Origin of the sequence: Mesorhizobium atlanticum, assembly GCF_003289965.1 — a bacterium.
Lineage (GTDB): Bacteria > Pseudomonadota > Alphaproteobacteria > Rhizobiales > Rhizobiaceae > Mesorhizobium > Mesorhizobium atlanticum.
This window is the reverse complement of sequence record NZ_QMBQ01000004.1, coordinates 158102-183729: the sequence shown is the minus strand read 5'-3', so window position 1 is coordinate 183729 and position 25628 is coordinate 158102. Positions and strand designations below refer to the sequence as shown.

The following is a 25628-nucleotide window of genomic DNA, read 5'->3' as shown; positions in this document are numbered from 1 at the left end:
TTATTGAATTTCCAAAGAGCTGGAGAAGCATGATGACGGCACGTAATGGCGGCAGGATGGCTGCGATCTGCGCCACGGCTGCACTGACGGCGGCGGTGTTCGTGTTGCCGGCGAAAGCCGAGACCGACGCCAAAGCGGTGATCAAGACCTATGCCGACATTGCTTTGGCCAAATACGAGGATTCGCTGACCACCGCGCAGGCGCTGGACAAGGCGGTCGATGCGCTCATCGCCAGCCCCTCGGCCGACACGCTGAACGCTGCGCGCGAAGCCTGGAAGGCGGCGCGCATCCCTTACCAGCAGACCGAGGTCTACCGCTTCGGCAACAAGATCGTCGACGACTGGGAAGGCCGCCTGAATTCCTGGCCGCTGGATGAAGGCCTGATCGACTATGTCGCCAAGAGCTATGGCACGGAGTCGGACGAAAACGCGCTCTACACAGCCAACGTCATCGCCAACAAGGAAATCGAGATCAACGGCAAGAAGGTCGACGCGTCGAAGCTGACGCCGGAATTCCTGTCCGGCACCCTGCAGGAGGCCGGCGGCGTCGAGGCCAATGTCGCGACCGGCTATCACGCCATCGAATTCCTGCTCTGGGGACAGGACCTGCACGGCACCGGTCCGGGCGCGGGCGAGCGGCCCTACACGGACTACGACCTCAAGAACTGCACCGGCGGCAATTGCGACCGGCGCGCCGAATATCTGAAGTCGGCGAGCGACCTCCTGGTGTCCGACCTGCAGGAGATGGTCGGCAACTGGAAGGAAGACGGCGCGGCGCGCAAGAACCTCACCGAGGGTGACGCGAATACCGGCATCTCCACCATCTTCACGGGTATGGGCTCGCTCTCCTATGGCGAACTGGCGGGCGAGCGCATGAAGCTTGGCCTCTTGCTGCACGATCCGGAGGAGGAGCAAGACTGCTTCTCGGACAACACCTATAACTCGCATCTCTATGACGCGGTCGGCATCCGCGACGCCTACCATGCCAGCTACAAGCGGCTCGACGGCTCCGTGGTTTCGGGTCCGTCGGTGTCCGACATGGTGAAGGCGGCCGATCCGGCGATCGACAAGGAGCTGTCGGACAAGCTCGACACCACCGTCGCCAAGATGGAGGCGATCAAGGCGCGCGCGCTGGCCGGCGAGGCCTACGACCAGCAGATCGCCGAGGGCAACGCGCAAGGCAACGCGACCGTGCAGGCGGCGACCGACGCGCTGATCGACCAGACCAAGTCGATCGAGCGCGCTGTCGGCTCGCTGAAGCTGAATCAGATCGCCTTCGAAGGTTCGGACAGCCTCGACGCCCCAGACAAGGTATTCAAGTAAGGTTTAGACATACCCACCAGCCAAACGGCGCCGGGCCGGCGCCGTCAGCCAGAGCAAGTGAAATGCTGATCTGCCATTGCAACATCATCACCGAGAAGGAGATCGAGCAGACGATCGTCGGCCTGCTGAATGAGGATCCGTGGCAGCTGATCGTGCCCGCGAAAGTCTACCACGCGATGCGCAAGCGCGGCCGCTGTTGCGGCTGTTTTCCAAATGTGGTGGAAACGATCATTCGGGTCACCGAGAACTACCACACCCGCTCAGAGGTGGGCGGCGTGGACATCGTTTCACACCTGGATCGCGTGCGAGGCTTGCGCGGCCAATACGGGAGCAGAACCCATGAAAGGCGAACCGCAGATCATCGAGCGGCTTAATGAAGCTCTGTTTCTGGAGCTTGGAGCCGTCAACCAGTACTGGGTCCATTATCGCCTGCTCGAGGATTGGGGCTACACCAAGCTGGCAAAGAAGGAGCGGGCGGAATCGATCGAGGAAATGCATCACGCCGACCGGCTGATCGCGCGCATCATCTTCCTCGAAGGCCACCCGAACCTGCAGTCCGTCGCGCCGCTGCGCATCGGCCAGAACGTCAAGGAAGTGCTCGAATCCGATCTGGCCGGCGAATATGACGCGCGCAGCGCCTACAAGCGCTCGCGCGAGATCTGCCACGATGCCGGCGATTTCGTTTCGATGAAGCTGTTCGAGGATCTCTTGACCGACGAGGAAGGCCATATCGACTTTCTGGAAACGCAGCTCGATCTGCTTGCCTCGATCGGCGAGGAGAAGTACGGCCAGCTCAATGCCGACTCGGCCAACGAGGCGGAGTAAGGACATGCGGGAATGCGGCGCCCCGTAGATCTTTCGCGCCGCGCGCGGCGGACCGCAATCGACGGCCTGCCGCTTCAGAAGACCCCGCGAGACCGTATTGGTCGCGGGTCGTCGCTTTTGCTGGTGATCGCGCTTTCCGCGCCCGCGCTGGCCGGTGAGCCGGCCGCGCTGCCGACGGGCCGCACCGACCTGACGCCGAAGGACCAGGCGCGGGTTCTGGCCGTCACCAGGCCAACGACCGACTTCACCAGGCCCGAGCCGTTCGAGCTGATGCAGGGCGGCGCCGGCACCTCGCGCAAGGACGTCAACCGCGACGCCTTCTCGCAATCCTCCGCCAACATGACCTTCGAGGAGGAGGGCAATTTCAAGCTGGGCAATGCGCTGTTCCGCAAGAACTGGGTGTCGTCGCCATCTTCGACCCAGGCTTCGGACGGCCTTGGTCCGCTGTTCAACGAGCGCGCTTGCCAGAACTGCCACGTGAAGGATGGTCGCGGCCGTCCGCCGGAGGGTGATGCCGGATCGACGTCGATGTTTCTCAGGCTCGCGCGCGACGCGAGCAGCGCCGAGGAAAAGGCCGCGCTTGCCGACTACAAGGTGCTGAACTTTCCCGATCCGGTCTATGGCACGCAATTGCAGGATCTGGCGGTTCCGAGCCTCAAGGGCGAAGGCCGTGTGCGCGTCGAGTACTCCCAGGAGAAAGCAACACTCGGCGACGGCACCGTCGTTTCGCTGCGCAAGCCGAGTTATACGATCGAAGATCTCGGCTACGGTCCGCTCGATCCGCGCACCACGCTGTCGCCGCGCCTGACGCCTCCGATGATCGGGCTCGGCCTGATCGAGCAGATCGCACCGGCCGATATCCTAGCCCATGCCGATCCGGACGACCGCGATGGCGACGGCATTTCGGGCCGGCCGAACATCGTGCGCGACGAGCTGAGCGGCGAAGTCACCTTGGGCCGCTTCGGCTGGAAGGCGCAGGCCGCCTCGATCCGCCAGCAGGCGGCCGATGCCTTTGCCGGCGACATCGGCATCTCGACGCCGGAGATGCCGGAGCCTTGGGGCGATTGCACCGAGGCGCAGAAGACTTGCCTTGCTCGGCCGAACGGCGTGCAGCAGCGATTGGGCACTGCCGAGGCACCGCCGCCGGTGATGGACCTCGTCACCTTCTATTCGCGGAATCTGGCCGTGCCAGCGCGGCGCGACATCGCCAAGCCGGACGTCCTTGCCGGCAAGAAGCAGTTCTACGAGATGGGCTGCATTGCCTGCCACACGCCGAAATTCGTCACTATGCGCGGCACGCCCAACAAGGCGCAGGCCTTCCAACTGATCTGGCCCTATTCCGATTTCCTGCTGCACGACATGGGCGAGGGCCTCGCGGACGGACAACGGGTCGGGGAGGCCACGGGGAGCGAATGGCGCACCCCGCCGCTCTGGGGTATCGGGCTCGCCGCGACGGTCAACGGCAATGCTTTTTATCTGCATGACGGCCGCGCCCGCACGCTTGCCGAGGCGATCCTGTGGCACGGCGGCGAGGGGCAGAAGGCCCGCGACCGCTTCGCTGGCGCCACCGCGGCCGATCGTGACGCGCTGATCAAATTCCTGGAGTCCCTCTGATGTCAAAACGCGTCGCTCTGATGCCGAAAAGCCTGGCCCTTGTTCTTCCGCTTCTTCTGGCCGCCGTGCCGCCCGCATCGGCCGCCGTCAAAGCCTCGGATGTCATCGGCCGTGCGATCGATGGTTTCGTTCGCCCGGCCTATGCCAGCCTTGACGAGCATGCGGTGGGGCTGACCAAAGCGATGCACCAGCTTTGCGAAGCGCCGTCCGAAATGAATCTCGAAGCGGCGCGCTCCGCGTTTTCCGGCACCGTGGAGGCCTGGTCTGTGGCCGAGATCATCGCCTTCGGGCCGATCAAGGAAAACAACCGGCTGGAGCGGATGCTCTATTGGCCGGACCGCAAGAGCATCGGCCTGAGACAAGTGCAGGCCACGCTCGCATCGAAGGATCCGTCAGCTATCGATCCGGCGCAACTGGCGCAAAAGAGCGTCGCCATGCAGGGCCTCGGCGCGCTCGAATACGTGCTCTATGGCGACGGCGCCGAAACGCTTGCAGGGAAAGACGAGCCTTATCGTTGCGCCTATGGCGCGGCGGTCGCCGGCAATGTCGAAACCATGGCCGGCGAGGTGCGCGACGCCTGGCAAAAGCCTGACGGCTTCGCTTCGTTCTGGGCCAATCCCGGCCCGAAGAACCCACTCTACCGCGATGGCAACGAAGCGGTGACGGAACTGGTCGGCGTCTTCATCAACGAGCTGGACATGATCCGCGACGTGCGGCTCAAGGGCTTCCTTGGCGCCAAGCCGGACGCCGACAAGCCGAGGCAGGCGATCTACTGGCGCTCGCGGAACACGACGGCCTCGCTGGCCGGAAACCTGTCCGGCATCGATGAGCTGTTCCAGGCCTCGAAGCTCGGCGATGCGCTGCCCGCCGATGCGCGATGGATGGCCGAGTCCATCCACATCCAGCTCACCAACGGCGTGACAACCGCGAAATCGATCGCCGGCCCGATCGACAAGGCCCTCGCCGACCCCGCGCTGCGCGACAAGCTCGAGCACTTCGCGCTGATCACTTCCAGCCTGTCGACCTTGATCGGCACCAGGATGACCGCCGAGTTCGGCCTGACCGCGGGCTTCTCGTCGCTGGACGGAGATTGATGCCGTGAGAACCGCCCTCATCGACCGTCGCGATTTCCTGCGGGCTGCGGGCTTGAGTTTCGCGGCCGCCATGGCGCCGCGCGCCTGGGCCGAAACGTTGGCGGCGGACGCCGTCTTTGCCACGGCTTTCGTCAAGCGCGACGGCAGCTTTGGTGCCGCCGTGCTCTCCGAGGCGGGAAAAATCCTGCACACGGTCTCCCTGCCGGATCGCGGCCATGACGTCACTTTCGATCCGGTGTCGAAGCGCTCCGTGGTCTTTGCCCGCCAGCCGGGCACCTTCGCCGTCGTCTTCGACCATGCCGGCCGCGACAAGCCGCTGACCATCGCCAGCATCGCCGGCCGGCATTTCTTCGGCCATGGCGTGTTCTCGCTTGACGGCGCCTTGCTCTATGCGACGGAGAACGACTTTGACAACGCGGCAGGTGTCGTCGGCGTCTACGATGCGAAGGCAAAGTTCAGCCGCGTCGGCGAGTTCCCGACCTACGGCATGGGGCCGCATGAACTGCTCCTGCTCGGCGATGGCCGAACGCTGGCTATCGCCAATGGCGGCATCGAAACCCATCCCGACTATGGTCGCGCTGAGCTCAACATCGCGACGATGAAGCCGTCCTACACGCTGGTCGACCGCGTGACCGGCGACCTGATTGAAAAGCATGAATTGCCGCCGGCGCAGCATCAGCTTTCAATCCGCCACATGGATCGCGACCAGGCGGGCACCGTCTGGTTCGGCTGCCAATATCGCGGGCCGGCGACCGACCGCCCGGCGCTGGTCGGCCGCGCCGCGCGCGGCAAGGAGCTCGCGCTTCTCGAGATGCCGCAGGACGTGCTCTCCGGTTTCCGTAACTATATCGGCTCGGTCGCCGCCAATGCCGCCACCGGCACGGTCGCCGTCACCTCGCCGGAGGGCAATTCGCTGGCCGTCCTCGACGCCGTCAGCGGACGCGTGGTCGCGACCAGATCGCTGGCCGAGGTCTGCGGCCTCGCGCCCGACGGCGCCGGCTTCATGGCGACGACTGGCGCCGGCCAGATCGTCGTCGGCGCCGGCGCCGCCCGTTCCGAGCCGGATTATGTCTGGGACAACCACATGCTGCGCATTGTCGCGACGGCGTGATCGCCGCGCCTAGAGCAATTCCAGGAAAAGTGTGAGCGGTTTTCCGTCCGGAATTGCGTCAAAACAAAGCGATAGAGCGGCTCGCCGTTTCCGTGAAACGGTGAAACGCTCTAGAAGCAAAGCCGCTTAACATTTCTGTGCCCTGGCCCTTGCGGCGGCGGCCTATGCCGGGCAGAGGGAATTGTGTTTCGATCCAGTTCTTTAACCGGTCGTATGAAGCCGCCTGTATGAAGCTGCTCGCCATCGATTGTGCCGCCAATCTCTGCGCCGCCTGCGTTTATGACGCGGGCGCGGGGAAAGAACTTGGCCGAGAGGTGCGCGATCTCGGCAAGGGCCATGCCGAGCATTTGATGGCCGTCATCGAGAAGGCCTTGCAAGGCGGAGGCCGCGGCTATCACGAGCTCGACGCCGTTGCCGTCTCGATCGGACCCGGCTCCTTCACCGGCCTGCGCGTCGGCGTTTCGACGGCGCGTGGTCTGGCCCTGGCGCTGAAAGTCCCGGCGATCGGCGTGACGACACTGGAAGCCCTGGCGGCAGAGGGTGCGCATGCCTTTCCTGGGCGCGCCGTGCTGGCCGCGCTCGACGCCGGCCGCGAGGAAATCCACGCGGCGCTCTATGATAGAGCGTTAGTCAAAACTTACGGACCATCCGTCGTCACGCTTGCCGAGGCAGTGACAATGGCCGTCAACGCCGACGCTGTCCTTGTTGGAACCGCCGCGCCGCAGATTGCCCAAGCGGCAGGTCGTGCCTTCGACACCGGTCCGGTCGCCGCCACCGCCGATATTGCCACCTATGCGAGGCTGGCCTCGGCGAAGCAGCCGGGCGAAAAGCCGAAGCCGCTCTATTTGCGCGGCGCCGACGCCAAGCCGCAGGCGGGTTTCATTCTGCCAAGACAGGGCAAGGGAAACGATTCCTGATGCGCATTCCGTTCTTTCAGCCGCGCCGCAGGGATTATGCGCTGGAACCGCTGACGGTCGCCGACAGCGCCGCTGTCTCGGTGCTGCATCGCGAGGATTTCGTGCGGCCCTGGACTGACGGCGAGTTTGCGGCACTCCTCGAACAGGACACGGTCTTCGGCTATGCAGCGCGTGAGACGGGTCAGGGCTCCAAGCCGCCGGTCGGCTTCGTGCTGGCGCGGCTCGCGGCCGGCGAGGGCGAAATCCTGACATTGGCCGTCGCCCGCAGCCATCGCCGCCAGGGCCTTGGCTGGCAGTTGATGGACGCTGTGCTGCGCGAGCTTCATGCGCAACGCGCCGAAGCGCTCTTCCTCGAGGTCGACGAGACCAATGCGCCGGCGATCGGGCTTTACCGAAGGCTCGGCTTCATCCAGGTCGGTCATCGCCCGAACTATTACCGCTCGACCGAGCACGGCCCGACCGGCGCGCTTGTCATGCGCCGCGATCTTCGCTAGCCAATCCGCGCGATAGGGCGGGAGCGAATGATCAAGAAATTACGGATTTTCCTGGCGCTCTTCTATGTCGTCGTCTGTTCACTGGTGCTGGTGCCGCTGCAGATCCTGTCGATGAAGACAGGGCTGTGGCCCGAGACCTTCATCCTGAAGATCTGGCACCGCATCATCCTGAGGGCGCTGGGCATGCGGGTGCATGTGAGGGGCGTGCTGGCCAAGGAGCGTCCGCTGCTTGTGGCGGCCAACCACATTTCCTGGACCGACATCATGGTGCTCGGCTCCTTCGTCGATGTGAAGTTCATTGCCAGGGCCGACATGGAAGGCTGGCCGCTGATCGGCATGCTGTCCAAGCTGCAGCGCACCGTCTTCATCGAGCGCGAGCGCAAGCGCACTTCCGGCGACCAGGCGAGCGAGATCGCCAAAAGGATGGCAAAGGGCGACGCCATGGTGCTGTTCGCCGAAGGCTCGACCGGCGACGGCAACCTGGTGCTGCCGTTCAAGAGCACGCTGTTCGGCGCGGCCTCGATGGCGATTTCGGAAGGCGCCGCGGACCAGGTCTTCATCCAGCCCGTGGCGATCGCCTATACGCGCCTGCATGGCATGCCGATGGGCCGCCGCCATCGACCGATGACCGCCTGGATCGGCGATCAGGACCTGATGCCGCATCTGAAAGCCCTGCTTGCCGAAGGCGCGATCGATGCCGAGGTGCATTTCGGCCAGCCGGTGCCGTTCTCCAAGGGCTCGAACCGCAAGGAAACGGCAAGGCTGATGGAAGCCAAGGTGCGCGAGATGATGCAGGCCATCCTCGCCGACCCGGCCAAAAGCCGGTGAGTCCGGGACTGCGCGGCGCGCTTCGGGCAGAATCGTCTGTTTTTTGTCACGGAAAGGCGGTAGAAGCCGCCCAATGGAACTGAACACGATTGAAAGCCACGGCATCGGCGCTGCCGCCGAGCACTCGGCCAGCACGGGCCGCGCTGCGAAAAAGGTCTTCGTCAAGACCTATGGCTGCCAGATGAACGTCTACGATTCCCAGCGCATGACCGATGCGCTGGCCGCCGACGGCTATGTCGCCACCGACGCCGTCGAGGACGCCGATCTGGTGCTGCTCAACACCTGCCATATCCGCGAGAAGGCGGCGGAAAAGGTCTATTCCGAGCTCGGCCGCATCCGCGACATGAAGGCCGAGCGCGCTGAGGCCGGCCGCGAATTGCTGATCGGCGTCGCCGGCTGCGTGGCGCAGGCCGAGGGCGCCGAGATCATCCGCCGCGCTCCGGCGGTGGACCTGGTCATCGGCCCCCAGACCTATCACCGGCTGCCCGACGTGCTGGCAAGGGTGCGTGGCGGCGAGAAGATCGTCGAGACCGAATATGCCATCGAGGACAAGTTCGAGCATCTGCCGCAGCCGAAGCGCGCCGAGCTTGCCCGGCGCGGCGTCACCGCTTTCCTGACGGTGCAGGAAGGCTGCGACAAGTTCTGCACCTTCTGCGTGGTGCCCTACACGCGCGGCTCCGAGGTCTCGCGCCCGGTGGCGCAGATCGTCGCCGAGGCCGAGCGGCTGGCCGAGGCCGGCGTGCGCGAGGTGACCCTGCTCGGCCAGAACGTCAATGCCTGGCATGGCGTGGGCGAAAACGGCGAGGAATGGGGTCTCGGCCGCCTGCTGTTCCGGCTTGCGGAAATCCCCGGCCTGGCGCGGCTGCGCTACACCACCAGCCATCCGCGCGACATGGACGACGAATTGATCGCCGCGCATCGTGACCTGTCCGCCTTGATGCCCTATCTGCATTTGCCGGTGCAGTCGGGATCCGACCGGATTTTGAAGGCAATGAACCGCAGGCACACGGCACGCGACTATCTGGCGCTTATCGAGCGTATCCGCGGCGCCCGTCCCGACATCGCCATGTCCGGCGACTTCATCGTCGGCTTCCCCGGCGAGACGGAAGAGGATTTCGAAGCGACGCTGAGACTGGTGCGCGAGGTGAACTACGCCTCGGCCTTCACCTTCAAATATTCCCCACGTCCTGGCACGCCGGGCGCCGAGATGGACGGCCATCTTTCCGAAACCGTGAAGGACGAACGGCTGCAGCGCCTGCAGGCGCTGATCAACGACCAGCAGCGGAATTTCATAGCCAGCGTGGTCGGCCGAACCGTCAGCACGCTGATCGAGAAGCCAGGTCGCCGCCCCGGCCAGGTTGTCGGGCGCTCGCCATGGCTGAACCCGGTGATTGTTGACGACAAGGCCGGGGGAATCGGTGACATTATTGACGTGCGAATCACGAAGACAGGCCCCAACAGCCTGTTCGCCGAGTTGGCCTAGCCACAAGCCTCGGCAGATGAGGAGAGACGGTTGAGCGCTGCCGAACTGAAGAATCCGCCCCAGAACCAGGCGTCCGGGGCTTCCGACATGGCGCACATCGTACTGACCTTCGACAACAACAAGCTTGCCAGCGCCCTTTATGGTCAGTTCGACGAGAACCTGGCGCGGCTCGAGCAGAAGCTCGGCGTGGATATCCGCTCGCGCGGCAACCAGCTTGCGATCAAGGGCTCGGCTTCGGCCGCCGAACAGGCGCGCCGCGCGCTGGATACGCTCTATGGCATCCTGCAGAAGGGCGTCGACATCGGCCAGTCGGATGTCGACGGCGCCGTACGCATGGCGATCGCCGCCGACGACCAGCTGACGCTGCCCACCATGGAGCGCAAGGGCAAGGTTTCGGCCGCCCAGATATCGACGCGCAAGAAGACGATCTACGCGCGTTCGCTGACGCAGGACGCCTATATGCGGGCGCTGGAGCGCTCGGAGATGGTCTTCGGCATCGGCCCGGCAGGCACCGGCAAGACCTATCTGGCGGTCGCGCATGCGGCGATGCTGCTTGAGCGCGGCATGGTCGAGCGCATCGTGCTGTCGCGCCCGGCCGTCGAGGCCGGCGAGCGGTTAGGCTTCCTGCCCGGCGACATGAAGGAGAAAGTGGATCCTTATCTGCGGCCGCTTTACGATGCGCTCTACGACATGATGCCGGCCGACAAGGTCGAGCGGGCGATCGCGGCCGAAGTCATCGAGATCGCGCCCCTGGCCTTCATGCGTGGCCGCACGCTGGCGCATGCGGCGGTGATCCTCGACGAGGCGCAGAACACCACGCAGATGCAGATGAAGATGTTCTTGACCCGTCTCGGCGAGAACTCGCGCATGATCGTCACCGGCGACCCGACCCAGATCGACCTGCCGCCCAACACCAAGTCGGGGCTGGTCGAGGCGCTGCGCATCCTTGACGGCGTACCCGGCATCGTCACCGTCCGCTTCAATGAGGGCGACGTGGTGCGCCACCCGCTGGTCGCCGAGATCGTCAAGGCCTATGACCGCGACGGCAAGCTGGCGCGAGGCCTCGGCGCTGAAAGCTGATCAAAGGCCGCATGGCTGAAGACACCAAATCCTCTGCCGGAACCTCGGTCGATATCGATATCTTCCTCGAGGCCGGCGCCTGGCCCGCGGAAGCCGAGCTGGCGCGGCTCGTCGATCGCGCCGTTGCAGCAGCCTTTGCCCAGACGGGCACGAGCGGCACCTCCGAGCTCAGCGTCGTCTTTTCCGACGATGCCCATATCCACAAGCTCAACGCCGAATGGCGCGGCAAGGACAAACCCACCAACGTCTTGTCTTTTCCGGCTTTTCCGTTTCCGAAAGGCGGCAAGCTGCCGCCGATGCTGGGCGACATCGTGCTGGCCTCCGAGACGGTGGCGCGCGAGGCCGCACTGGAAGACAAGCCGCTTGAGAACCATATCACGCATCTCGTTATCCATGGCCTGTTGCATCTCTTGGGCCATGATCACGAGACCGACGCCGAGGCCGAGGAGATGGAAGCGATCGAGCGCGCCGCGCTTGCGAGGCTTGCCATTCCCGATCCCTACGCGTAACAAAAAAGCTCAATAGACCCGATGGCGATGAACGACACACCAGAAACTGCCGCCCGCCCGGACGCCGGCAGTGCTGCCAAGCCTTCCGAAAAAACGGAAGAGGGCTCAAGTCCGAGTATTCCCACCGGCAGCGCGGCCGCGGAGCCGGCGCATGCCGGTCCTTCGCTCTTCGACCGTGTGCTGGGCCTGTTCCGGCACCGCAACGGCACCAGCCTGCGCGAGGAGATTGCCGGCGCGCTTGCCGAAACCGCGACCGATGCCGGCGCCTTCTCGCCCGGCGAACGCGCCATGCTCAACAACATCCTGCGCCTGCGCGAAGTGCGGGTCGAGGATGTCATGGTGCCGCGCGCCGATATCGAGGCGGTCGAGATCAACACCACGCTTGGCGACCTGCTCGGCCTTTTCGAGCAATCCGGCCATTCGCGCATGCCGGTCTATTCCGAGACGTTGGACGATCCGCGTGGCATGGTCCACATCCGCGACGTGCTCGCGCACATCACCAAGGTCGCCCGCGTCAAGAAGGGCCGCACCAGGGCGAAGGCGCCGGTGACGACGGCGCTCGACCTCGCGCAGGTCGATCTCGCACGCACCATCGGCGATCTCAATCTGATCCGCCAGGTGCTGTTCGTGCCGCCCTCGATGCTGGCCTCCGACCTCATGGGCCGCATGCAGACGACGCGCACGCAGATGGCGCTGGTCATAGACGAATATGGCGGCACCGACGGCCTCGCCTCGCTGGAAGACATCGTCGAGATGGTGGTCGGCGACATCGAGGACGAGCATGACGACGACGAGCCGATGATCACGCAGACCGGCGACGGCGTCTTCGTCGTCGACGGCAAGGCCGAGATCGACGAGGTCGCCAAGATGATCGGCGAGGATTTCGCCGCCGGCGAGCATGGCGAATATGTCGACACCATTGGCGGCATGATCTTCAACACGCTCGGCCGGGTCCCGGCCAGGGGTGAAGTCGTGCAGGCCATTCCCGGCTTCGAGTTCCATGTGCTCGACGCCGATCCGCGCCGCGTCAAACGCGTGCGCATCGTGCAGAGCCAGAAGGGCGAGCGTCAGCGTCGCCGCGCCGCCCGCACCGAACAGGCCTGATCGCCTCCCGGCATGCCGACCGACGATCCGTTCAAGCATGCGGTCCTGGGCTCAGGCGTTTTCTACCGCGATCCGCGCGCGGCATTGTCCTTTCTGCAAGCGGCCTTCGGTTTCGAGCCGAGCATGCTGGTGAGCGATGCCGACGGCCGGCTTGTGCATGCCGAAATGCGCTTCGGCGACGGCTATATCATCGTCGATTCCGAATGGGATGAGCGTGTCGCCAGTCCCGCCTCCGTCGGCGGCAGGAACACGCAAGCCGTCTATGTGCGTCTGCAGCAAGATATCGACGCTCATTGCGAGAAAGCGCGCGCGGCGGGCGCAGAGATCGTCGAGCAACCCGCCGACCATTTCTACGGCGAGCGCCAGTACCGCGCCCGTGACCCCGAAGGCCATGTCTGGACATTCACCCGCACCGTGCGCGTCGTCCCCAAGGACGAGGCTGAGCGACTAAGCGGCCTGCGCATCGAGGGCTGGCACCGCTGAGCATTTTGCAGCCAAGCGGAATCGCTTGGCGTTGCAAAAAAGCGGCTAAACACGGAGCTGTGGCGGGATACTTGTTCCCGCGATAGCGCGACCGTGTATCAGGCCGCGCTTATCTGGGTTTGGAACGCCGGGCCCAGCCTGTTAAACCTCTAGCTCCCTGATTCGCGCGACTTGGGAAGCTGAATGCAGCGCTTTGCCGGCCGGATAATTCTGCTGTGGGGGTGGCGGCGGGCGCTGGTGGCCTTTGCCGCCGGAGCGCTGGCGGTGCTTGCCCAGGCGCCTTACGATTTCTTCGCGGTCTGCTTCGTCTCGTTCCCGGTTCTGGTCTGGCTGCTCGACGGCGCCACTGGCGAGGCTTCCGATGGCTGGTTCAGACGCCTGAGGCCGGCTTTCGCCACCGGCTGGTGGTTCGGTTTCGGCTATTTCCTGGCCGGTCTCTGGTGGATCGGCCAGGCGCTTCTGGTCGAGGCCGACAGCTTCGCCTGGGCCTTGCCCTTCGCCGTCATCGGTATCCCCTTCGCGCTCGCCTTCTTCTATGGCTTTGCCGCCGTGGCGGCACGGCTGTTCTGGAGCAGCGATATCGGCCGCATCGCCGCCCTTGCCTTTGGCTTCGGCCTTGCCGAATGGTTGCGCGACTTTCTCTTCACCGGTTTTCCCTGGAACGCCGTCGGCTACGCGGCGATGCCCGTGCCGCTCCTGATGCAGAGCGTGTCGGTGACCGGCATGATCGGCATGAACGCGCTCGCGGTCTTCCTGTTCTCGCTGCCCGCGCTGGTCGCGGCGCGCCGGCATCTGAGGCTCGGCCTTGCCGTGTTCCTCATCCTCGTCGCCGGCCATGTCGGCTTCGGCTATGTCAGGCTAGCGGCCCCGGTCAAGCCGGCCCGCTCGATCGACGTTCGCATCGTCCAGCCGTCGGTCGATCTCAGCGAAAAGTGGGACGCCTCGGTGCGTGACCGCATCTTCGCGACTTTGCTGGGGATATCGGGGAAAGCGCCGGAAGAAGGTCATGCCAAGCCTCAGCTTATTCTGTGGCCAGAAACGTCGGTGCCCTTCCTGTTCACGGAGCGTCCGGACGCGCTGACGGCGTTGGGCGACATGCTGGCCGACGGCCAGATGCTGATTGCCGGCGTCGTGCGCGAGGAGGGCGGATCGGCGAATGCCGACAGCCGCTACTACAATTCCGTGGTGGCGATCAACGACAAGGGCGAGATCGTCGATGCGGTCGACAAGGTGCATCTGGTTCCCTTCGGCGAGTATCTCCCTTTCGCCGATCTTTTCCAACGCTTCGGCATAGGCCAACTCGTTGCCGGGCCGATGAATTTCGCCGCCGGCAACGAGCGGCATCCGATCAGCCTGCCGGGTGGCCTGCGCGCCGCGCCATTCATCTGCTACGAGGTGATCTTCCCCGATATCGTCGCAGCCGACTCTGCGTCATCTGACGTAATCGTGAACGTCACCAACGACGCCTGGTTTGGCGACACACCAGGCCCTTATCAGCACTTCAGGCAGGCCCAGATTCGCGCGGTGGAGAATGGATTGCCGCTGTTGCGCGCGGCCAACAACGGCATCTCCGCAATTGTCGATTCGCGCGGGCGCATCATCGATGCGCTTGCCGTCAACGCGCGCGGCGCCATCGACGCGCATGTGCCGGTTTCTGGGCGCCCCCTCCTGTCTCCCGATCAGCGGCGTATTAACGGATTGCTGATCATGTTGCTGTTTGCGCTGGTGGCCCTCACACTGAATGTAAGGCAGCGGCTACGGGCGAATTGACAGTCGGCACATTAGAAACTCATACTGTAACGCCTAAAATTTTCTCGAAGTCGGTTGGAGGGTTCTGTTGGGGCAGGTGGCTCCGGCTTCATATGGGCGGAACAAAATAGAAAAAGCCGGAAAAATTCGGCGAGGAAAAAATGACAGAAGAGAACAAGAAGAAGCCGAATCCGATCGACATTCATGTCGGGAGTCGCATCCGGCTGCGCCGCAATATGCTTGGAATGAGCCAGGAAAAGCTGGGTGAAAATCTCGGCATCACCTTCCAGCAGATCCAGAAGTATGAAAAGGGAACGAACAGGGTTGGCGCCAGCCGTCTGCAGGCGATCGCCTCCATCCTGAGCGTTCCTGTCGCCTTCTTTTTCGAGGATGCCCCGGGCGAGGAGACCGGTGGCGGCAACCGGGGATTTGCCGAAGACTCCTCGATGGCCTTCGCCATCGAATTCTGTGGCAGTCCCGAAGGGCTTCAGCTCAACCGGGCTTTCGTCAAGATCGGCGACGTGAAGGTGCGCCGCCGGATCATCGATCTAGTGAAGGCGTTGTCCGCCGACGACGCCGATTGATTTTTACCTGTGCCGCCGGGGCGCCCTGCCGCCGGTGGCACAGCCGGCCTTGCCTACATTCATGCCAGAACCGTCGCGCCGCTTGACGAGCGGCGCCCGGCACCGCTAACACGTGGCGCGCCAAAAATCGGCAAACCTGCCGATTTTTTTTCAAGAGGGGACACCCGTGACGCGGCAGAATTATCTCTTCACCTCGGAATCCGTCTCCGAGGGTCATCCCGACAAAGTTTGTGACCGCATCTCCGACGAAATCGTCGATCTGGTCTATCGCGAAGCCAAGAAGACAGGCATGGACCCGTGGAAGGTTCGCGTCGCCTGCGAAACGCTGGCCACCACCAACCGCGTCGTCATCGCCGGCGAGGTCCGCGTCCCCGACACGCTTTTGAAGAAGGACAAGGCGGGCAACGTCCTCAAGGATGCGTCCGGCCACCCCGTGGTCAACCCGACCAAGTTCAAGTCGGTCGCCCGCAAGGCGATCCGCGAGATCGGCTACGAGCAGTCCGGCTTCCACTGGAAGACCGCCAAGATCGATGTGCTGCTGCACGGCCAGTCCCCCGATATCGGCCAAGGCGTCGACAATGCCGCCGACCGCCAGGGCGAGGAAGGTGCCGGCGACCAGGGCATCATGTTCGGCTACGCCTGCCGCGAGACGCCCGACCTGATGCCGGCGCCGATCTATTACAGCCACAAGATTCTCGAATTGCTTGCCGCCGCGCGCCATGAAGGCAATGGCGAGGCCGGCAAGCTTGGCCCGGATGCCAAGAGCCAGGTCACCGTGCGCTATGCCGACGGCAAGGCTGCGGAAGTCACGCAGATCGTGCTCTCCACCCAGCACCTCGATGCCAGCTGGGACTCCAAGAAGGTCCGCAAGGTCGTCGAGCCCTACATCCGCGAGGCGCTTGGCGAGCTCAAGATCGCCGAGGACTGCAACTGGTACATCAACCCGACCGGCAAGTTCGTCATCGGCGGGCCCGACGGCGATGCCGGCCTCACCGGCCGCAAGATCATCGTCGACACCTATGGCGGCGCGGCACCGCACGGCGGCGGCGCCTTCTCGGGCAAGGACACCACCAAGGTCGACCGTTCGGCGGCCTATGCGGCGCGCTACCTCGCCAAGAACGTGGTGGCAGCCAAGCTCGCCGACCGCTGCACCATCCAGCTCTCCTACGCCATCGGCGTCGCCCAGCCGCTGTCGGTCTATGTCGACCTGCACGGCACTGGCAAGGTTGACGAATCGAAGCTTGAAGAGGCGCTGCGCAAGGTGATGGACCTGTCACCGTCGGGCATCCGCCGTCACCTCGACCTCAACAAGCCGATCTACGCAAAAACTTCGTCCTACGGCCATTTCGGCCGCAAGGCCGGTCGCGACGGTTCCTTCTCCTGGGAGAAGACCGATCTCGCCAAGGCGCTCAAGGACGCCGTCGCCGCCTGACGCCAGCGAACGCAAAGGACAGGCCGAGCCGGGCGACCGAAGGATTCTTCGGCCGCCGGCACGGCAAGACCATACGCCCGCAGCAGGCGATCGCCCTCGAAAGCGGCTTGCGCGAATATCGGCTCGACCTGACGGCGGAAGTGCCGGCGGATCTAAGGACCTTGTTCAAAGCCGAGGTTTCGGCGCTTCAGCTGGAGATCGGCTTTGGCGGCGGCGAGCATCTCCTGCACCGCGCCAAGGAAGCGCCGGGGACCGGCTTCATCGGCGTCGAGCCCTTCGTCAACGGCATGGCCAAGATGATGACGGCGCTTGCCAAGGCCCCGCTTGGCAATCTGAGGGTCTATGACGACGACGCCACGCGCCTGCTCGACTGGCTGCCGTCAGCTTCGCTCGACGGCATCGACCTGCTTTATCCCGATCCGTGGCCGAAGAAGAAGCACTGGAAGCGCCGCTTCGTCGGTGCCGCCAATCTCGGCCGCTTCGCCCGCGTCCTGAAGCCGGGCGGCAGGTTCCGCTTCGCCTCCGACATCGACAGCTATGTCAACTGGACGCTGCTTGCCTGCCGCGCTCACGGCGCCTTCGAGTGGCAGGCTGGAGAGGCCGCGGATTGGCATCGACCCTATGAGGGTTGGCCCGGCACGCGTTACGAGGCCAAGGCGATACGCGAGGGACGGCGGCCGGCTTATCTGACCTTTATTCGGAGATAGGTGGCGGCCGTGCATTTAGCGCTACAAATCGCTGAATTGCCGGTACGAACGCAAGGAATACCCGATCTTGATACGGCTGCCGGAAGCGGACATGGCGATGGTCGATCGCGCCGCCAGTCTGCGAGGCCGGTCCCGCACGGATTTCGTGCGCGATGCCGCCGTGCGCGCGCGGCCGAGGATGTGCTGATGGACAACCGTCTTGTCCGCATGAGCCCGGAAGGGTTTGCGGAGTTCATGGACGTTCTGTCGGCCCCGGTCGCCCCCGTTCCCGATATGGTGGAATTGGCCAAGCGGCCCGCTCCCTGGGAAGCCGGCCACACCACAAAGCGCTGACCCGAGGCCTTATCGGCTCCCAAACCGCTTGCCGCAGTTCCACGACGTGTCCGGATTTTCCACTGGGAAGCATGCATTGACGAACCATCTTGGTTCCATCACATTCATAGTGAACCAGAGCGGAGACAGGATTATGAGTGCCTTCACCGTACGACTTCCCGATGAGACCGTGGCCAAGCTCGATCAACTGGCGGAGAAGGTTGATCGCTCTCGTTCCTATGTCGCGGCTCAGGCGATCGAAGACTATGTTGCCAGGGAAGAATGGCAACTCGCCGAGATCGAGGCCGGCCTCGAGGAAGCCGACCGAGGAGAATTTGCAAGTGAGAAGGATCTGGCCGGCGTCATAGCGAAATACGTCAAACCGGCCTCCGGGCGATGAAGCGGATCCGCTGGACAGAGCGCGCGCTGCGCCGTCTCGACCAGATTGGCGCTTTCATCGAAAAGGACAATCCAACAGCCGCGGCACGGGTCGTTGTCCGCATTGTTTCTGTCGTGGACAATCTTGCCGAACATCCGGCGATGGGCCGCGTCGGGCGGGCGAAAGGGACACGAGAGCTGGTCTTGGCCGATATCCCATACATAATTCCCTACCGTGTTGTCGGCGACGAGATCGAGATACTCACCGTGATGCATGCAGCCCAGCGATGGCCGCGACAATTATAGGCATCGCCGCAAGCCCTTGCCTGCAGACTTGAAACACCGGCGGCAATCGTCTATATCAGCCTCAAATTCTTGGTCGGTATGACGAAGAGTGGGTCCACCCGGTCCCGCTCTTTTTTATTACCTGCCGGCCGGAAGCCAAAAGCGACAGGGATCCGATGACTGCAGCGGCAAGCGAGGCCGACGACCGTATCATCCGCGAAAGCGGCATCGATGCGCGCATTGCGCTGATCGTGCAGCCGGTGCTCAAGGCCATCGGCTTCCGCCTCGTGCGGGTGCAACTGACCGGCCAGAACGGGCTGACGCTGCAGATCATGGCCGAGCGCGAAGACGGCACAATGACCGTCGAGGACTGTGAAGAGGTCAGTCGCGCGGTTTCGCCGGCCCTTGATGTCGAGGATCCGATCGAAAAGGCGTATCATCTCGAAGTGTCCTCGCCGGGTATCGACCGGCCGCTGGTGCGCAAGTCGGATTTCACCACCTGGACCGGCCATCTGGTCAAGCTGGAGACGTCCGTCCTCGTCGGCGATCGCAAGCGCTTCAAGGGCAAGATCGCCGAGGCCGACGCCGATGGCATCCTTATCGAACGCGACAAGGCAGCCTATGGCGAGGAACCGACGGTGCGCGTGCCTTATGACGCGATCGCCGAGGCGCGGCTGGTGCTGACCGACGATCTCATCCGCGATGCCCTGTCGAAGGACAATCGGGCGCGCAAGGAAGCCAGGAAACGCCGCGGCGAAGCAGAAGACGCCGCCGAGGAAAACGAAACCGAACAGGAAAGTTGATAGCGCCGCCGGGCTGCAAGTCCGAGGCGAAATCGGGAGAAAGACAATGGTTGTAAGCGCCAACAGGCTCGAACTGCTGCAGATCGCCGATGCGGTCGCGCGTGAAAAGTCGATCGACAAGTCGATCGTCATCGCCGCCATGGCCGATGCGATCCAGAAGGCAGCGCGCTCGCGTTACGGCCAGGAGACCAACATCCGCGCCGACATCAACCCGAACACCGGCGAGATGAAGCTGCAGCGGCTGATGGAAGTGGTCGAGAAGGTCGAGGACTACGCGACGCAGATCGCGCTTTCCACGGCGCGCGAGCGCAACCCCGACGCCCAGCTCGGCGACTTCATCGCCGAGCAGCTGCCGCCGATGGATTTCGGCCGCATCGCCGCCCAGTCGGCCAAGCAGGTCATCGTGCAGAAGGTGCGCGAGGCCGAACGCGATCGCCAGTATGACGAATACAAGGATCGCATCGGCGAGATCGTCAACGGCACCGTCAAGCGCGTCGAATACGGCAACGTCATCGTCGATCTCGGCCGCGGCGAGGCGATCATCCGCCGCGACGAGCTGATCCCGCGCGAGAACTATAAGTATGGCGACCGCGTTCGTGCCTATGTCTACGACGTGCGCCGCGAGCAGCGCGGCCCGCAGATCTTCCTGTCGCGCACCCATCCGCAGTTCATGGCCAAGCTCTTCACCATGGAAGTGCCGGAAATCTACGACGGCATCATCGAGATCAAGTCGGTCGCCCGCGATCCCGGCTCGCGCGCCAAGATCGCCGTCATCTCGCGCGATTCCTCGATCGATCCGGTCGGCGCCTGCGTCGGTATGCGCGGCAGCCGCGTCCAGGCGGTGGTCGGCGAATTGCAGGGCGAGAAGATCGACATCATTCCGTGGTCGCCTTCGGCCGCTTCCTTCATCGTCAACGCGCTGCAGCCGGCCGAGGTCGCCAAGGTGGTGCTCGACGAGGATGCCGAGCGCATCGAGGTGGTGGTGCCGGACGACCAGCTGTCGCTGGCCATCGGCCGCCGCGGCCAGAACGTGCGCCTGGCCTCGCAGCTCACCGGCTGGGATATCGACATCCTGACCGAGCAGGAAGAGAGCGAGCGCCGCCAGAAGGAATTCGTCGAGCGTTCGGCGCTGTTCATGGAAGCTCTCGATGTCGACGAGATGGTCGGCCAGGTGCTTGCCTCCGAAGGTTTCACCAGCGTCGAGGAAGTCGCCTATGTCGACGCGGGCGAAATCTCCTCCATCGACGGCTTCGACGAGGACACCGCTTCGGAAATCCAGACCCGCGCCCGTGAATATCTGGAGAAGATCGAGGCCGAGCATGACGAAAAGCGCAAGGCGCTGGGCGTCAAGGACGAGTTGCGCGAGATCCCCGGCGTCACCACCGCCATGATGGTGACGCTTGGCGAGGACGGCGTGAAGACGATCGAGGACTTCGCCGGCTATGCCGCCGACGACCTGATCGGCTGGAAAGAGCGCAAGGACGGCGAGACCAAGGTCTATCCGGGCGTTCTCGCCGCTCACGGCGTCTCGCGCGCCGAAGCCGAGCAGATGGTGCTCGCCGCCCGCAAGAAGGCCGGCTGGATCACCGAGGAAGAGCTCGCCGCCGAAGAGGCAGCGGCCGGCGAAACCGTCGGTGCGTGAGGTGACCACCAATCGCAAAGCCCGTGGACGAGATGAACGATCGCACTTGCATCGTTACGCGCAGGCAGGCCGAAGCGGATGAACTGATCCGCTTCGTCGTCGGCCCGGATTCGGCCGTCGTTCCGGACATCAAGAGAAATCTGCCCGGCCGCGGTTGCTGGGTCACCGCCGATCGCCTACATATCGAGAAGGCAGCGGCGAAGAACCTGTTCGCCCGCGCATTCAAGGCGCAGGTGACCGTTCCAGTCGATCTCGGCGGCATGGTCGACGGGCTGCTTTCCAGATCCGCTCTGGGTATGCTTGGCCTTGCCCGCAAGGCTGGCGCCGTCGTTCTTGGCGCCGCCAAGGTCGAGGGCGCGGTGCGAGACGGGCAGGCGCTGTTCGTGCTGCATGCGGCAGAGGCGTCGGACGACGGTGTCCGCAAGATCAGTCAGGCGCGGCGGGCGACCGTCCATCTCGGCGGTCCCGCCATTCTTGCCTACAAACTTTTCTCCGAGGCCGAGTTGAGCTTGGCATTGGGGGGTACAAATGTGATACATGCTGCCGTCCTCGCGCAGGACGCGGGACTGGCGGTTGAGAAGCGCGTTGTTGCGCTCGACCGATATCGGGGCGGTACCCCGAACGATCTGGCAATGCTTGCGGCCGTTGCCGACGAAGATGATGCCGCAGAGGATATGGAATGAACGATACGAAATCGGGCGACGACAAGACGTTGAGCGTTACGCCGAAGAAGACCTTGACGCTGAAGCGCCCCGGTCTCGAGCAGGGCACCGTGCGCCAGAATTTCTCGCACGGCCGCACCAAGTCGGTCGTCGTCGAGACCAAGAAGCGCAAGTTCTCGCTGCCCGGCGACAAGCCGGAGCCGGTGGCGCCGTCCGTGTTCACGCCGAAGCCCGCCGCGGCCGCCCCTGTCGCCGCCGCGCCTGTCGTGCAGGAAGCGCCGAAGGCGCCGCCTCCGCAGCCTGAGCGTTCGGGCATGGTCCTGAACGAGCTGTCACGCGGCGAGATGGAAGCGCGCCGCAGGGCGCTGGAAGGCTCCAAGGCCCGCGAGGCCGAGGATCGCCTGCGCGCCCAGGAGGATGCCAAGCGCCGCGCCGAGGAAGAGGAACGCCGCAAGCGCGAGCGCGACGAATCCGCGCGCCGTCAGGCGGAGGAAGAAGCGCGCCTGCAGGCCGAGGCCGAGTCGCGGCGTCGTGCCGAGGAAGAGGCTCGCCGTCGCGCGCCGCAGGCAGCCGATGTCGCTACGGCCGACGACGAGGAAGAGGTCAAGCCGAGGCGCACCGGTGCCGGTGGCGGAGCCAGCGCGCCGCCGCGCCGTCTCGCGACCCCGGAAGTAGCCCGTCCGGCCAAGCCGACCAAGGGCGAGGAAGATCGCCGCCGTGGCAAGCTGACGCTGAATTCGGCGCTCTCGGATGACGATGCGCGCGGTCGCTCGCTGTCGTCGATGCGCCGCCGCCAGGAAAAATTCAAACGCGCGCTCCATAATGAGCCGCGCGAGAAAGTCATGCGCGAAGTGATCCTGCCCGAAACCATCACCATCCAGGAACTGGCGCAGCGCATGTCCGAGCGCGCCGTGGACGTGGTCAAGTTCTTCATGAAGCAGGGCCAGATCCTGAAGCCGGGCGACGTCATCGACGCCGACACGGCCGAACTGGTGGCTTCCGAATTTGGCCACACGGTCCGCCGCGTTGCAGAGTCCGACATCGAGGAAGGCCTGTTCAACATCGCCGACCGTCCGGAGGACTTGGTATCGCGCCCGCCGGTCGTGACCATCATGGGCCATGTCGACCACGGCAAGACCTCGTTGCTCGACGCCATCCGCAACGCCAATGTCGTCTCCGGCGAGGCCGGCGGCATCACCCAGCATATCGGCGCCTACCAGATCGAGAAGAACGGTCAGAAGATCACCTTCATCGACACGCCCGGCCACGCCGCCTTCACGGCCATGCGCGCCCGCGGCGCCCAGGTCACCGACATCGCCGTGCTGGTGGTGGCGGCGGACGACAGCGTGATGCCGCAGACGATCGAATCGATCAATCACGCCAAGGCGGCCGGCGTGCCGATCATCGTGGCGATCAATAAGATCGACAAGCGCGACGCCGATCCGCAGAAGGTGCGGACCGAACTGCTGCGCCACGAGGTGTTCGTGGAATCGATGGGCGGCGAGGTGCTGGACGTCGAGGTTTCGGCGACCAAGGGCACCAATCTCGACAAACTGCTCGAAGCGATCCTGCTGCAGGCCGAAGTTCTCGACCTCAAGGCCAATCCTGACCGCACCGCCGAAGGCGCGGTGATCGAAGCCAAGCTCGACAAGGGCCGTGGTCCGGTCGCCACCGTTCTGGTGCAGACCGGCACCCTGATGCCGGGCGACATCATTGTCGCCGGCAACGAGTGGGGCCGTGTGCGCGCGCTTGTCGACGACCGCGGCGAGCACGTGCCGGAAGCCCCGCCGGCGATGCCGGTCGAGGTGCTCGGCCTTCAGGGCACGCCGCAGGCCGGCGACCGTTTCGCCGTCGTCAACAATGAGGCCCGCGCCCGCGAGATCACCGAATACCGTCAGCGCCTGGCGCGCGACAAGGCGGTGGCCAAGCATGCCGGCCAGCGCGGCTCGCTCGAACAGATGATGTCGCAGTTGCAGACGAGCGGACTGAAGGAGTTTCCGCTGGTCATCAAGGGCGACGTGCAGGGCTCCATCGAGGCGATCAACGCCGCTCTCGAAAAGCTCGGCAACGACGAGGTCAGGGTGCGGATCGTCCATTCGGGCGCTGGCGGCATCACCGAGAGCGACGTCTCGCTGGCCGAGACATCGGGTGCCGCGATCATCGGCTTCAACGTCCGTGCCAACGCGCAGGCGCGCACCGCGGCAGCTGCCGCGGGCATCGAGATCCGCTACTACTCGATCATCTACAACCTCGTCGACGACGTGAAGGCCGCCCTTTCCGGCATGCTTTCGCCGGAGCGGCGCGAGACCTTCATCGGCAACGCCGAGATACTCGAGATCTTCGATATCTCGAAGGTCGGCAAGATTGCCGGCTGCCGCGTCACCGAAGGCAAGGTCGAGCGTGGTGCAGGCGTGCGCCTGATCCGCGACAACGTCGTCGTCCATGAAGGCACGTTGAAGACGCTCAAGCGCTTCAAGGACGAGGTTGCGGAAGTGCCGGCTGGCCAGGAGTGCGGCATGGCCTTCCAGAACTACGAGGACATGCGCGTCGGCGACGTCATCGAATGCTTCCGCGTCGAGATGGTGAGCAGGACGCTCTAATTCGGGTATACTTGCCGAAATGAAACGGGCGGCGGCCGCAAGGCTGCCGCCCAGACCGCTCATGCATTTGAGACATGCGGCGTGGTCCCATCCCGCGCTCCACGATTTCAGGACCGAAGAAATGTCACGTTCGACAACGTCAGGCCCCTCCCAGCGCATGCTGCGCGTCGGCGAGCAGGTGCGCCATGCCCTTTCCGAAACCTTGCAGCGCGGCGAGATCATCGATCCGGTGATCGAGAACAGCGTCGTCTCGGTCTCCGAGGTGCGCATGTCGCCCGATCTCAAGATCGCCACCGCCTTCGTCTCGCCGCTTGGCGCGGGTGACGACAATGCCGTGGTCGAGGCGCTCAACAAACATGCGAAGTTCATCCGCGGCCGTGTTTCGGGCGCGTTGAGGCAGATGAAGTATATGCCGGAGTTCCGTTTCCGGCTCGATACCTCCTTCGACAATTTCGCGAAGATCAATGAACTGCTGAAATCGCCCGAAGTCGCGCGCGATCTCGGCGACGGCAAGAACAACGACAAGGACGAGGAATAGTGGCGCGCCGCGGCAAGAAGAAGGGACGGCCGGTCTCCGGCTGGGTGGTGCTGGACAAGCCGGTCGGCATGGGCTCGACCGAGGCCGTTTCCAAAGTCAAATGGCTGTTCCAGGCCGAGAAGGCCGGCCATGCCGGCACGCTCGATCCGCTCGCTTCCGGCATGCTGCCGATCGCGCTTGGCGAGGCGACCAAGACCGTCCCTTATGTGCAGGACGGCGCCAAGGTCTACCGCTTCACCGTCGCCTGGGGCGAGGAGCGCTCGACCGACGACCTCGAAGGCCCGGTGACCAACAGCTCCGACCGCCGCCCGGCCCAGGCCGAGTTGCGGGCGCTGCTGCCGAAATACACCGGCGTCATCATGCAGACGCCGCCGCAATTCTCGGCCATCAAGATCGCCGGCGAACGCGCCTACGATCTCGCTCGCGACGGCGAGACGGTCGAGATACCCGCGCGGGAAATCGAAATCGGCCGCCTGGATATCGTCGAGCACCACGCCGACAAGACCGTCTTCGAGGTCGAGTGCGGCAAGGGCACCTATGTGCGCTCGCTCGCGCGCGACATGGGCCGCGATCTCGGCTGCTTCGGCCATATCGCTGAATTGCGCCGCGTCGAGGTCGAGCCGTTCACGCCGGACGATTTCGTCACGGTTGCCGAACTGGAAGCGGCCCGTTTTGGCGGCAAGGCCGAAGAAAGTCCGGACGAGGCCGAGGCGCCGGCCGATTTCAGCGCCATCGACGCGCTGCTGGTCGAAACGGCGGCGGCGCTCGATTGCCTGCCGCAGGTCGCGGTCAGCGACGACGCGGCGACGAAGATCCGGCTGGGCAATCCCGTCATCATTCGCGGCCGCGATGCGCCGGTCGAGGCGGAGGAGGCCTGCGCCACCGCGCGCGGCAGGCTCGTCGCCATTGGTGCCATCGAGCAGGGCATGTTCAAGCCCAAGCGGGTCTTTGCCGGGTGAATCCGGTGCAAGTGTCTGTTATTTATCCAATTCCGAACGGAAAACCGCTGCGCGCTTGTCCTGGAATGCTCTAATCTCGGCCGAGCGCGGAAGCCCGGGGAGCTCATGGCCCC

At 64.4% G+C, this 25628-nt stretch carries 28 protein-coding genes; all 28 read left to right on the top strand.

Features of this window, described 5'->3' with window-relative positions; genetic code table 11:
* Positions 1–32 precede the first annotated feature (32 nt).
* The 28 genes from DPM35_RS14570 (at position 33) to truB (ending at position 25515) form a co-directional block, all read left to right on the top strand.
* Positions 33–1322: an imelysin family protein gene (locus tag DPM35_RS14570; protein WP_112128472.1), complete on the top strand. Its 1290-nt coding sequence runs from the start codon at positions 33–35 to the stop codon at positions 1320–1322.
* Positions 1323–1384: 62 nt separating this feature from the next.
* Complete coding sequence (locus DPM35_RS14565) at positions 1385–1696, top strand: (2Fe-2S)-binding protein (RefSeq protein ID WP_112127980.1); 312 nt, start codon at positions 1385–1387, stop codon at positions 1694–1696.
* Positions 1662–2147 (top strand): bacterioferritin, encoded by a 486-nt coding sequence (bfr, locus tag DPM35_RS14560; protein ID WP_112127979.1) that lies wholly within the window; start codon positions 1662–1664, stop codon positions 2145–2147. Before DPM35_RS14565 ends, bfr begins: the two co-directional genes overlap by 35 nt.
* 12 nt (positions 2148–2159) lie before the next feature.
* Positions 2160–3761, top strand: a complete 1602-nt coding sequence (locus DPM35_RS14555) for a di-heme oxidoreductase family protein (RefSeq protein WP_112127978.1) — start codon at positions 2160–2162, stop codon at positions 3759–3761.
* A complete protein-coding gene (locus DPM35_RS14550) occupies positions 3761–4855 on the top strand; it encodes an imelysin family protein (RefSeq protein ID WP_181592025.1) in 1095 nt (364 codons plus the stop codon). Before DPM35_RS14555 ends, DPM35_RS14550 begins: the two co-directional genes overlap by 1 nt.
* Before the next feature lie 4 nt (positions 4856–4859).
* Entirely contained in the window at positions 4860–5966 is a 1107-nt protein-coding gene (locus DPM35_RS14545) for a DUF1513 domain-containing protein (RefSeq protein ID WP_112127977.1), read from the top strand.
* 227 nt (positions 5967–6193) lie between these two features.
* On the top strand, positions 6194–6883 hold the full coding sequence (gene tsaB, locus DPM35_RS14540) for a tRNA (adenosine(37)-N6)-threonylcarbamoyltransferase complex dimerization subunit type 1 TsaB (RefSeq protein WP_112127976.1): 690 nt from the start codon (positions 6194–6196) through the stop codon (positions 6881–6883).
* A complete protein-coding gene (locus tag DPM35_RS14535) occupies positions 6883–7377 on the top strand; it encodes a GNAT family N-acetyltransferase (RefSeq protein WP_112127975.1) in 495 nt (164 codons plus the stop codon). The genes tsaB and DPM35_RS14535 overlap by 1 nt, the downstream gene beginning before the upstream one ends.
* A 27-nt stretch (positions 7378–7404) precedes the next feature.
* Positions 7405–8205, top strand: coding sequence for a lyso-ornithine lipid O-acyltransferase (gene olsA, locus DPM35_RS14530; protein WP_112127974.1), 801 nt, complete (start codon positions 7405–7407; stop codon positions 8203–8205).
* Positions 8206–8278: 73 nt separating this feature from the next.
* Positions 8279–9688 carry a tRNA (N6-isopentenyl adenosine(37)-C2)-methylthiotransferase MiaB gene (gene miaB, locus DPM35_RS14525; protein WP_112127973.1) on the top strand — a complete coding sequence of 470 codons (1410 nt, stop codon included), beginning with the start codon at positions 8279–8281 and terminating at the stop codon, positions 9686–9688.
* Positions 9689–9775: 87 nt separating this feature from the next.
* Positions 9776–10768, top strand: a complete 993-nt coding sequence (locus tag DPM35_RS14520) for a PhoH family protein (RefSeq protein WP_245431563.1) — start codon at positions 9776–9778, stop codon at positions 10766–10768.
* Between the two features lie 11 nt (positions 10769–10779).
* On the top strand, positions 10780–11277 hold the full coding sequence (gene ybeY, locus DPM35_RS14515; protein ID WP_112127972.1) for an rRNA maturation RNase YbeY: 498 nt from the start codon (positions 10780–10782) through the stop codon (positions 11275–11277).
* A gap of 27 nt (positions 11278–11304) precedes the next feature.
* Positions 11305–12381 (top strand): hemolysin family protein, encoded by a 1077-nt coding sequence (locus tag DPM35_RS14510; RefSeq protein ID WP_112128470.1) that lies wholly within the window; start codon positions 11305–11307, stop codon positions 12379–12381.
* Between the two features lie 12 nt (positions 12382–12393).
* The gene (locus tag DPM35_RS14505; RefSeq protein WP_112127971.1) at positions 12394–12864 is read left to right on the top strand and encodes a VOC family protein; all 471 of its coding nucleotides are present in this window, start codon (positions 12394–12396) and stop codon (positions 12862–12864) included.
* 183 nt (positions 12865–13047) lie between these two features.
* Positions 13048–14634 (top strand): apolipoprotein N-acyltransferase, encoded by a 1587-nt coding sequence (gene lnt, locus DPM35_RS14500; protein ID WP_112127970.1) that lies wholly within the window; start codon positions 13048–13050, stop codon positions 14632–14634.
* 140 nt (positions 14635–14774) lie between these two features.
* Complete coding sequence (locus DPM35_RS14495) at positions 14775–15197, top strand: helix-turn-helix domain-containing protein (protein ID WP_040985949.1); 423 nt, start codon at positions 14775–14777, stop codon at positions 15195–15197.
* Between the two features lie 166 nt (positions 15198–15363).
* On the top strand, positions 15364–16629 hold the full coding sequence (metK, locus tag DPM35_RS14490; RefSeq protein WP_112127969.1) for a methionine adenosyltransferase: 1266 nt from the start codon (positions 15364–15366) through the stop codon (positions 16627–16629).
* Positions 16626–17336 (top strand): tRNA (guanine(46)-N(7))-methyltransferase TrmB, encoded by a 711-nt coding sequence (gene trmB, locus DPM35_RS14485; protein WP_112127968.1) that lies wholly within the window; start codon positions 16626–16628, stop codon positions 17334–17336. Before metK ends, trmB begins: the two co-directional genes overlap by 4 nt.
* A gap of 91 nt (positions 17337–17427) precedes the next feature.
* Entirely contained in the window at positions 17428–17523 is a 96-nt protein-coding gene (locus DPM35_RS33310) for a type II toxin -antitoxin system TacA 1-like antitoxin (protein WP_425373363.1), read from the top strand.
* Positions 17523–17669 carry a type II toxin-antitoxin system TacA family antitoxin gene (locus tag DPM35_RS33305; RefSeq protein ID WP_425373361.1) on the top strand — a complete coding sequence of 49 codons (147 nt, stop codon included), beginning with the start codon at positions 17523–17525 and terminating at the stop codon, positions 17667–17669. Before DPM35_RS33310 ends, DPM35_RS33305 begins: the two co-directional genes overlap by 1 nt.
* 133 nt (positions 17670–17802) lie before the next feature.
* A complete protein-coding gene (locus tag DPM35_RS14475) occupies positions 17803–18048 on the top strand; it encodes a CopG family ribbon-helix-helix protein (RefSeq protein ID WP_112127967.1) in 246 nt (81 codons plus the stop codon).
* Complete coding sequence (locus DPM35_RS14470) at positions 18045–18332, top strand: type II toxin-antitoxin system RelE/ParE family toxin (RefSeq protein WP_112127966.1); 288 nt, start codon at positions 18045–18047, stop codon at positions 18330–18332. The genes DPM35_RS14475 and DPM35_RS14470 overlap by 4 nt, the downstream gene beginning before the upstream one ends.
* Positions 18333–18487: 155 nt before the next feature.
* Positions 18488–19114, top strand: coding sequence for a ribosome maturation factor RimP (gene rimP / locus DPM35_RS14465; protein WP_112127965.1), 627 nt, complete (start codon positions 18488–18490; stop codon positions 19112–19114).
* 46 nt (positions 19115–19160) lie between these two features.
* Positions 19161–20756 carry a transcription termination factor NusA gene (gene nusA / locus DPM35_RS14460; RefSeq protein WP_112127964.1) on the top strand — a complete coding sequence of 532 codons (1596 nt, stop codon included), beginning with the start codon at positions 19161–19163 and terminating at the stop codon, positions 20754–20756.
* A 32-nt stretch (positions 20757–20788) separates the two neighbouring features.
* On the top strand, positions 20789–21439 hold the full coding sequence (locus DPM35_RS14455; protein ID WP_112127963.1) for an RNA-binding protein: 651 nt from the start codon (positions 20789–20791) through the stop codon (positions 21437–21439).
* Positions 21436–24018 (top strand): translation initiation factor IF-2, encoded by a 2583-nt coding sequence (gene infB, locus DPM35_RS14450; protein WP_112127962.1) that lies wholly within the window; start codon positions 21436–21438, stop codon positions 24016–24018. The genes DPM35_RS14455 and infB overlap by 4 nt, the downstream gene beginning before the upstream one ends.
* Positions 24019–24139: 121 nt before the next feature.
* Positions 24140–24556, top strand: coding sequence for a 30S ribosome-binding factor RbfA (gene rbfA, locus DPM35_RS14445; protein ID WP_112128469.1), 417 nt, complete (start codon positions 24140–24142; stop codon positions 24554–24556).
* Positions 24556–25515, top strand: a complete 960-nt coding sequence (gene truB, locus DPM35_RS14440; RefSeq protein ID WP_112127961.1) for a tRNA pseudouridine(55) synthase TruB — start codon at positions 24556–24558, stop codon at positions 25513–25515. The genes rbfA and truB overlap by 1 nt, the downstream gene beginning before the upstream one ends.
* Positions 25516–25628 lie beyond the last annotated feature (113 nt).

Excerpts from the sequence above, each read along its gene's own strand:
- DPM35_RS14570 (WP_112128472.1), top strand. The coding sequence starts at position 33 with ATGACGGCACGTAATGGCGGCAGGATGGCTGCGATCTGCGCCACGGCT.
- DPM35_RS14565 (WP_112127980.1), top strand. The coding sequence starts at position 1,385 with ATGCTGATCTGCCATTGCAACATCATCACCGAGAAGGAGATCGAGCAG.
- bfr (WP_112127979.1), top strand. The coding sequence starts at position 1,662 with ATGAAAGGCGAACCGCAGATCATCGAGCGGCTTAATGAAGCTCTGTTT.
- DPM35_RS14555 (WP_112127978.1), top strand. The coding sequence starts at position 2,160 with ATGCGGCGCCCCGTAGATCTTTCGCGCCGCGCGCGGCGGACCGCAATC.
- DPM35_RS14550 (WP_181592025.1), top strand. The coding sequence starts at position 3,761 with ATGTCAAAACGCGTCGCTCTGATGCCGAAAAGCCTGGCCCTTGTTCTT.
- tsaB (WP_112127976.1), top strand. The coding sequence starts at position 6,194 with ATGAAGCTGCTCGCCATCGATTGTGCCGCCAATCTCTGCGCCGCCTGC.
- DPM35_RS14535 (WP_112127975.1), top strand. The coding sequence starts at position 6,883 with ATGCGCATTCCGTTCTTTCAGCCGCGCCGCAGGGATTATGCGCTGGAA.
- olsA (WP_112127974.1), top strand. The coding sequence starts at position 7,405 with ATGATCAAGAAATTACGGATTTTCCTGGCGCTCTTCTATGTCGTCGTC.
- miaB (WP_112127973.1), top strand. The coding sequence starts at position 8,279 with ATGGAACTGAACACGATTGAAAGCCACGGCATCGGCGCTGCCGCCGAG.
- DPM35_RS14520 (WP_245431563.1), top strand. The coding sequence starts at position 9,776 with ATGGCGCACATCGTACTGACCTTCGACAACAACAAGCTTGCCAGCGCC.
- ybeY (WP_112127972.1), top strand. The coding sequence starts at position 10,780 with ATGGCTGAAGACACCAAATCCTCTGCCGGAACCTCGGTCGATATCGAT.
- DPM35_RS14510 (WP_112128470.1), top strand. The coding sequence starts at position 11,305 with ATGAACGACACACCAGAAACTGCCGCCCGCCCGGACGCCGGCAGTGCT.
- DPM35_RS14505 (WP_112127971.1), top strand. The coding sequence starts at position 12,394 with ATGCCGACCGACGATCCGTTCAAGCATGCGGTCCTGGGCTCAGGCGTT.
- lnt (WP_112127970.1), top strand. The coding sequence starts at position 13,048 with ATGCAGCGCTTTGCCGGCCGGATAATTCTGCTGTGGGGGTGGCGGCGG.
- DPM35_RS14495 (WP_040985949.1), top strand. The coding sequence starts at position 14,775 with ATGACAGAAGAGAACAAGAAGAAGCCGAATCCGATCGACATTCATGTC.
- DPM35_RS33310 (WP_425373363.1), top strand. The coding sequence starts at position 17,428 with ATGGCGATGGTCGATCGCGCCGCCAGTCTGCGAGGCCGGTCCCGCACG.
- DPM35_RS33305 (WP_425373361.1), top strand. The coding sequence starts at position 17,523 with ATGGACAACCGTCTTGTCCGCATGAGCCCGGAAGGGTTTGCGGAGTTC.
- DPM35_RS14475 (WP_112127967.1), top strand. The coding sequence starts at position 17,803 with ATGAGTGCCTTCACCGTACGACTTCCCGATGAGACCGTGGCCAAGCTC.
- DPM35_RS14470 (WP_112127966.1), top strand. The coding sequence starts at position 18,045 with ATGAAGCGGATCCGCTGGACAGAGCGCGCGCTGCGCCGTCTCGACCAG.
- rimP (WP_112127965.1), top strand. The coding sequence starts at position 18,488 with ATGACTGCAGCGGCAAGCGAGGCCGACGACCGTATCATCCGCGAAAGC.
- nusA (WP_112127964.1), top strand. The coding sequence starts at position 19,161 with ATGGTTGTAAGCGCCAACAGGCTCGAACTGCTGCAGATCGCCGATGCG.
- DPM35_RS14455 (WP_112127963.1), top strand. The coding sequence starts at position 20,789 with ATGAACGATCGCACTTGCATCGTTACGCGCAGGCAGGCCGAAGCGGAT.
- infB (WP_112127962.1), top strand. The coding sequence starts at position 21,436 with ATGAACGATACGAAATCGGGCGACGACAAGACGTTGAGCGTTACGCCG.
- rbfA (WP_112128469.1), top strand. The coding sequence starts at position 24,140 with ATGTCACGTTCGACAACGTCAGGCCCCTCCCAGCGCATGCTGCGCGTC.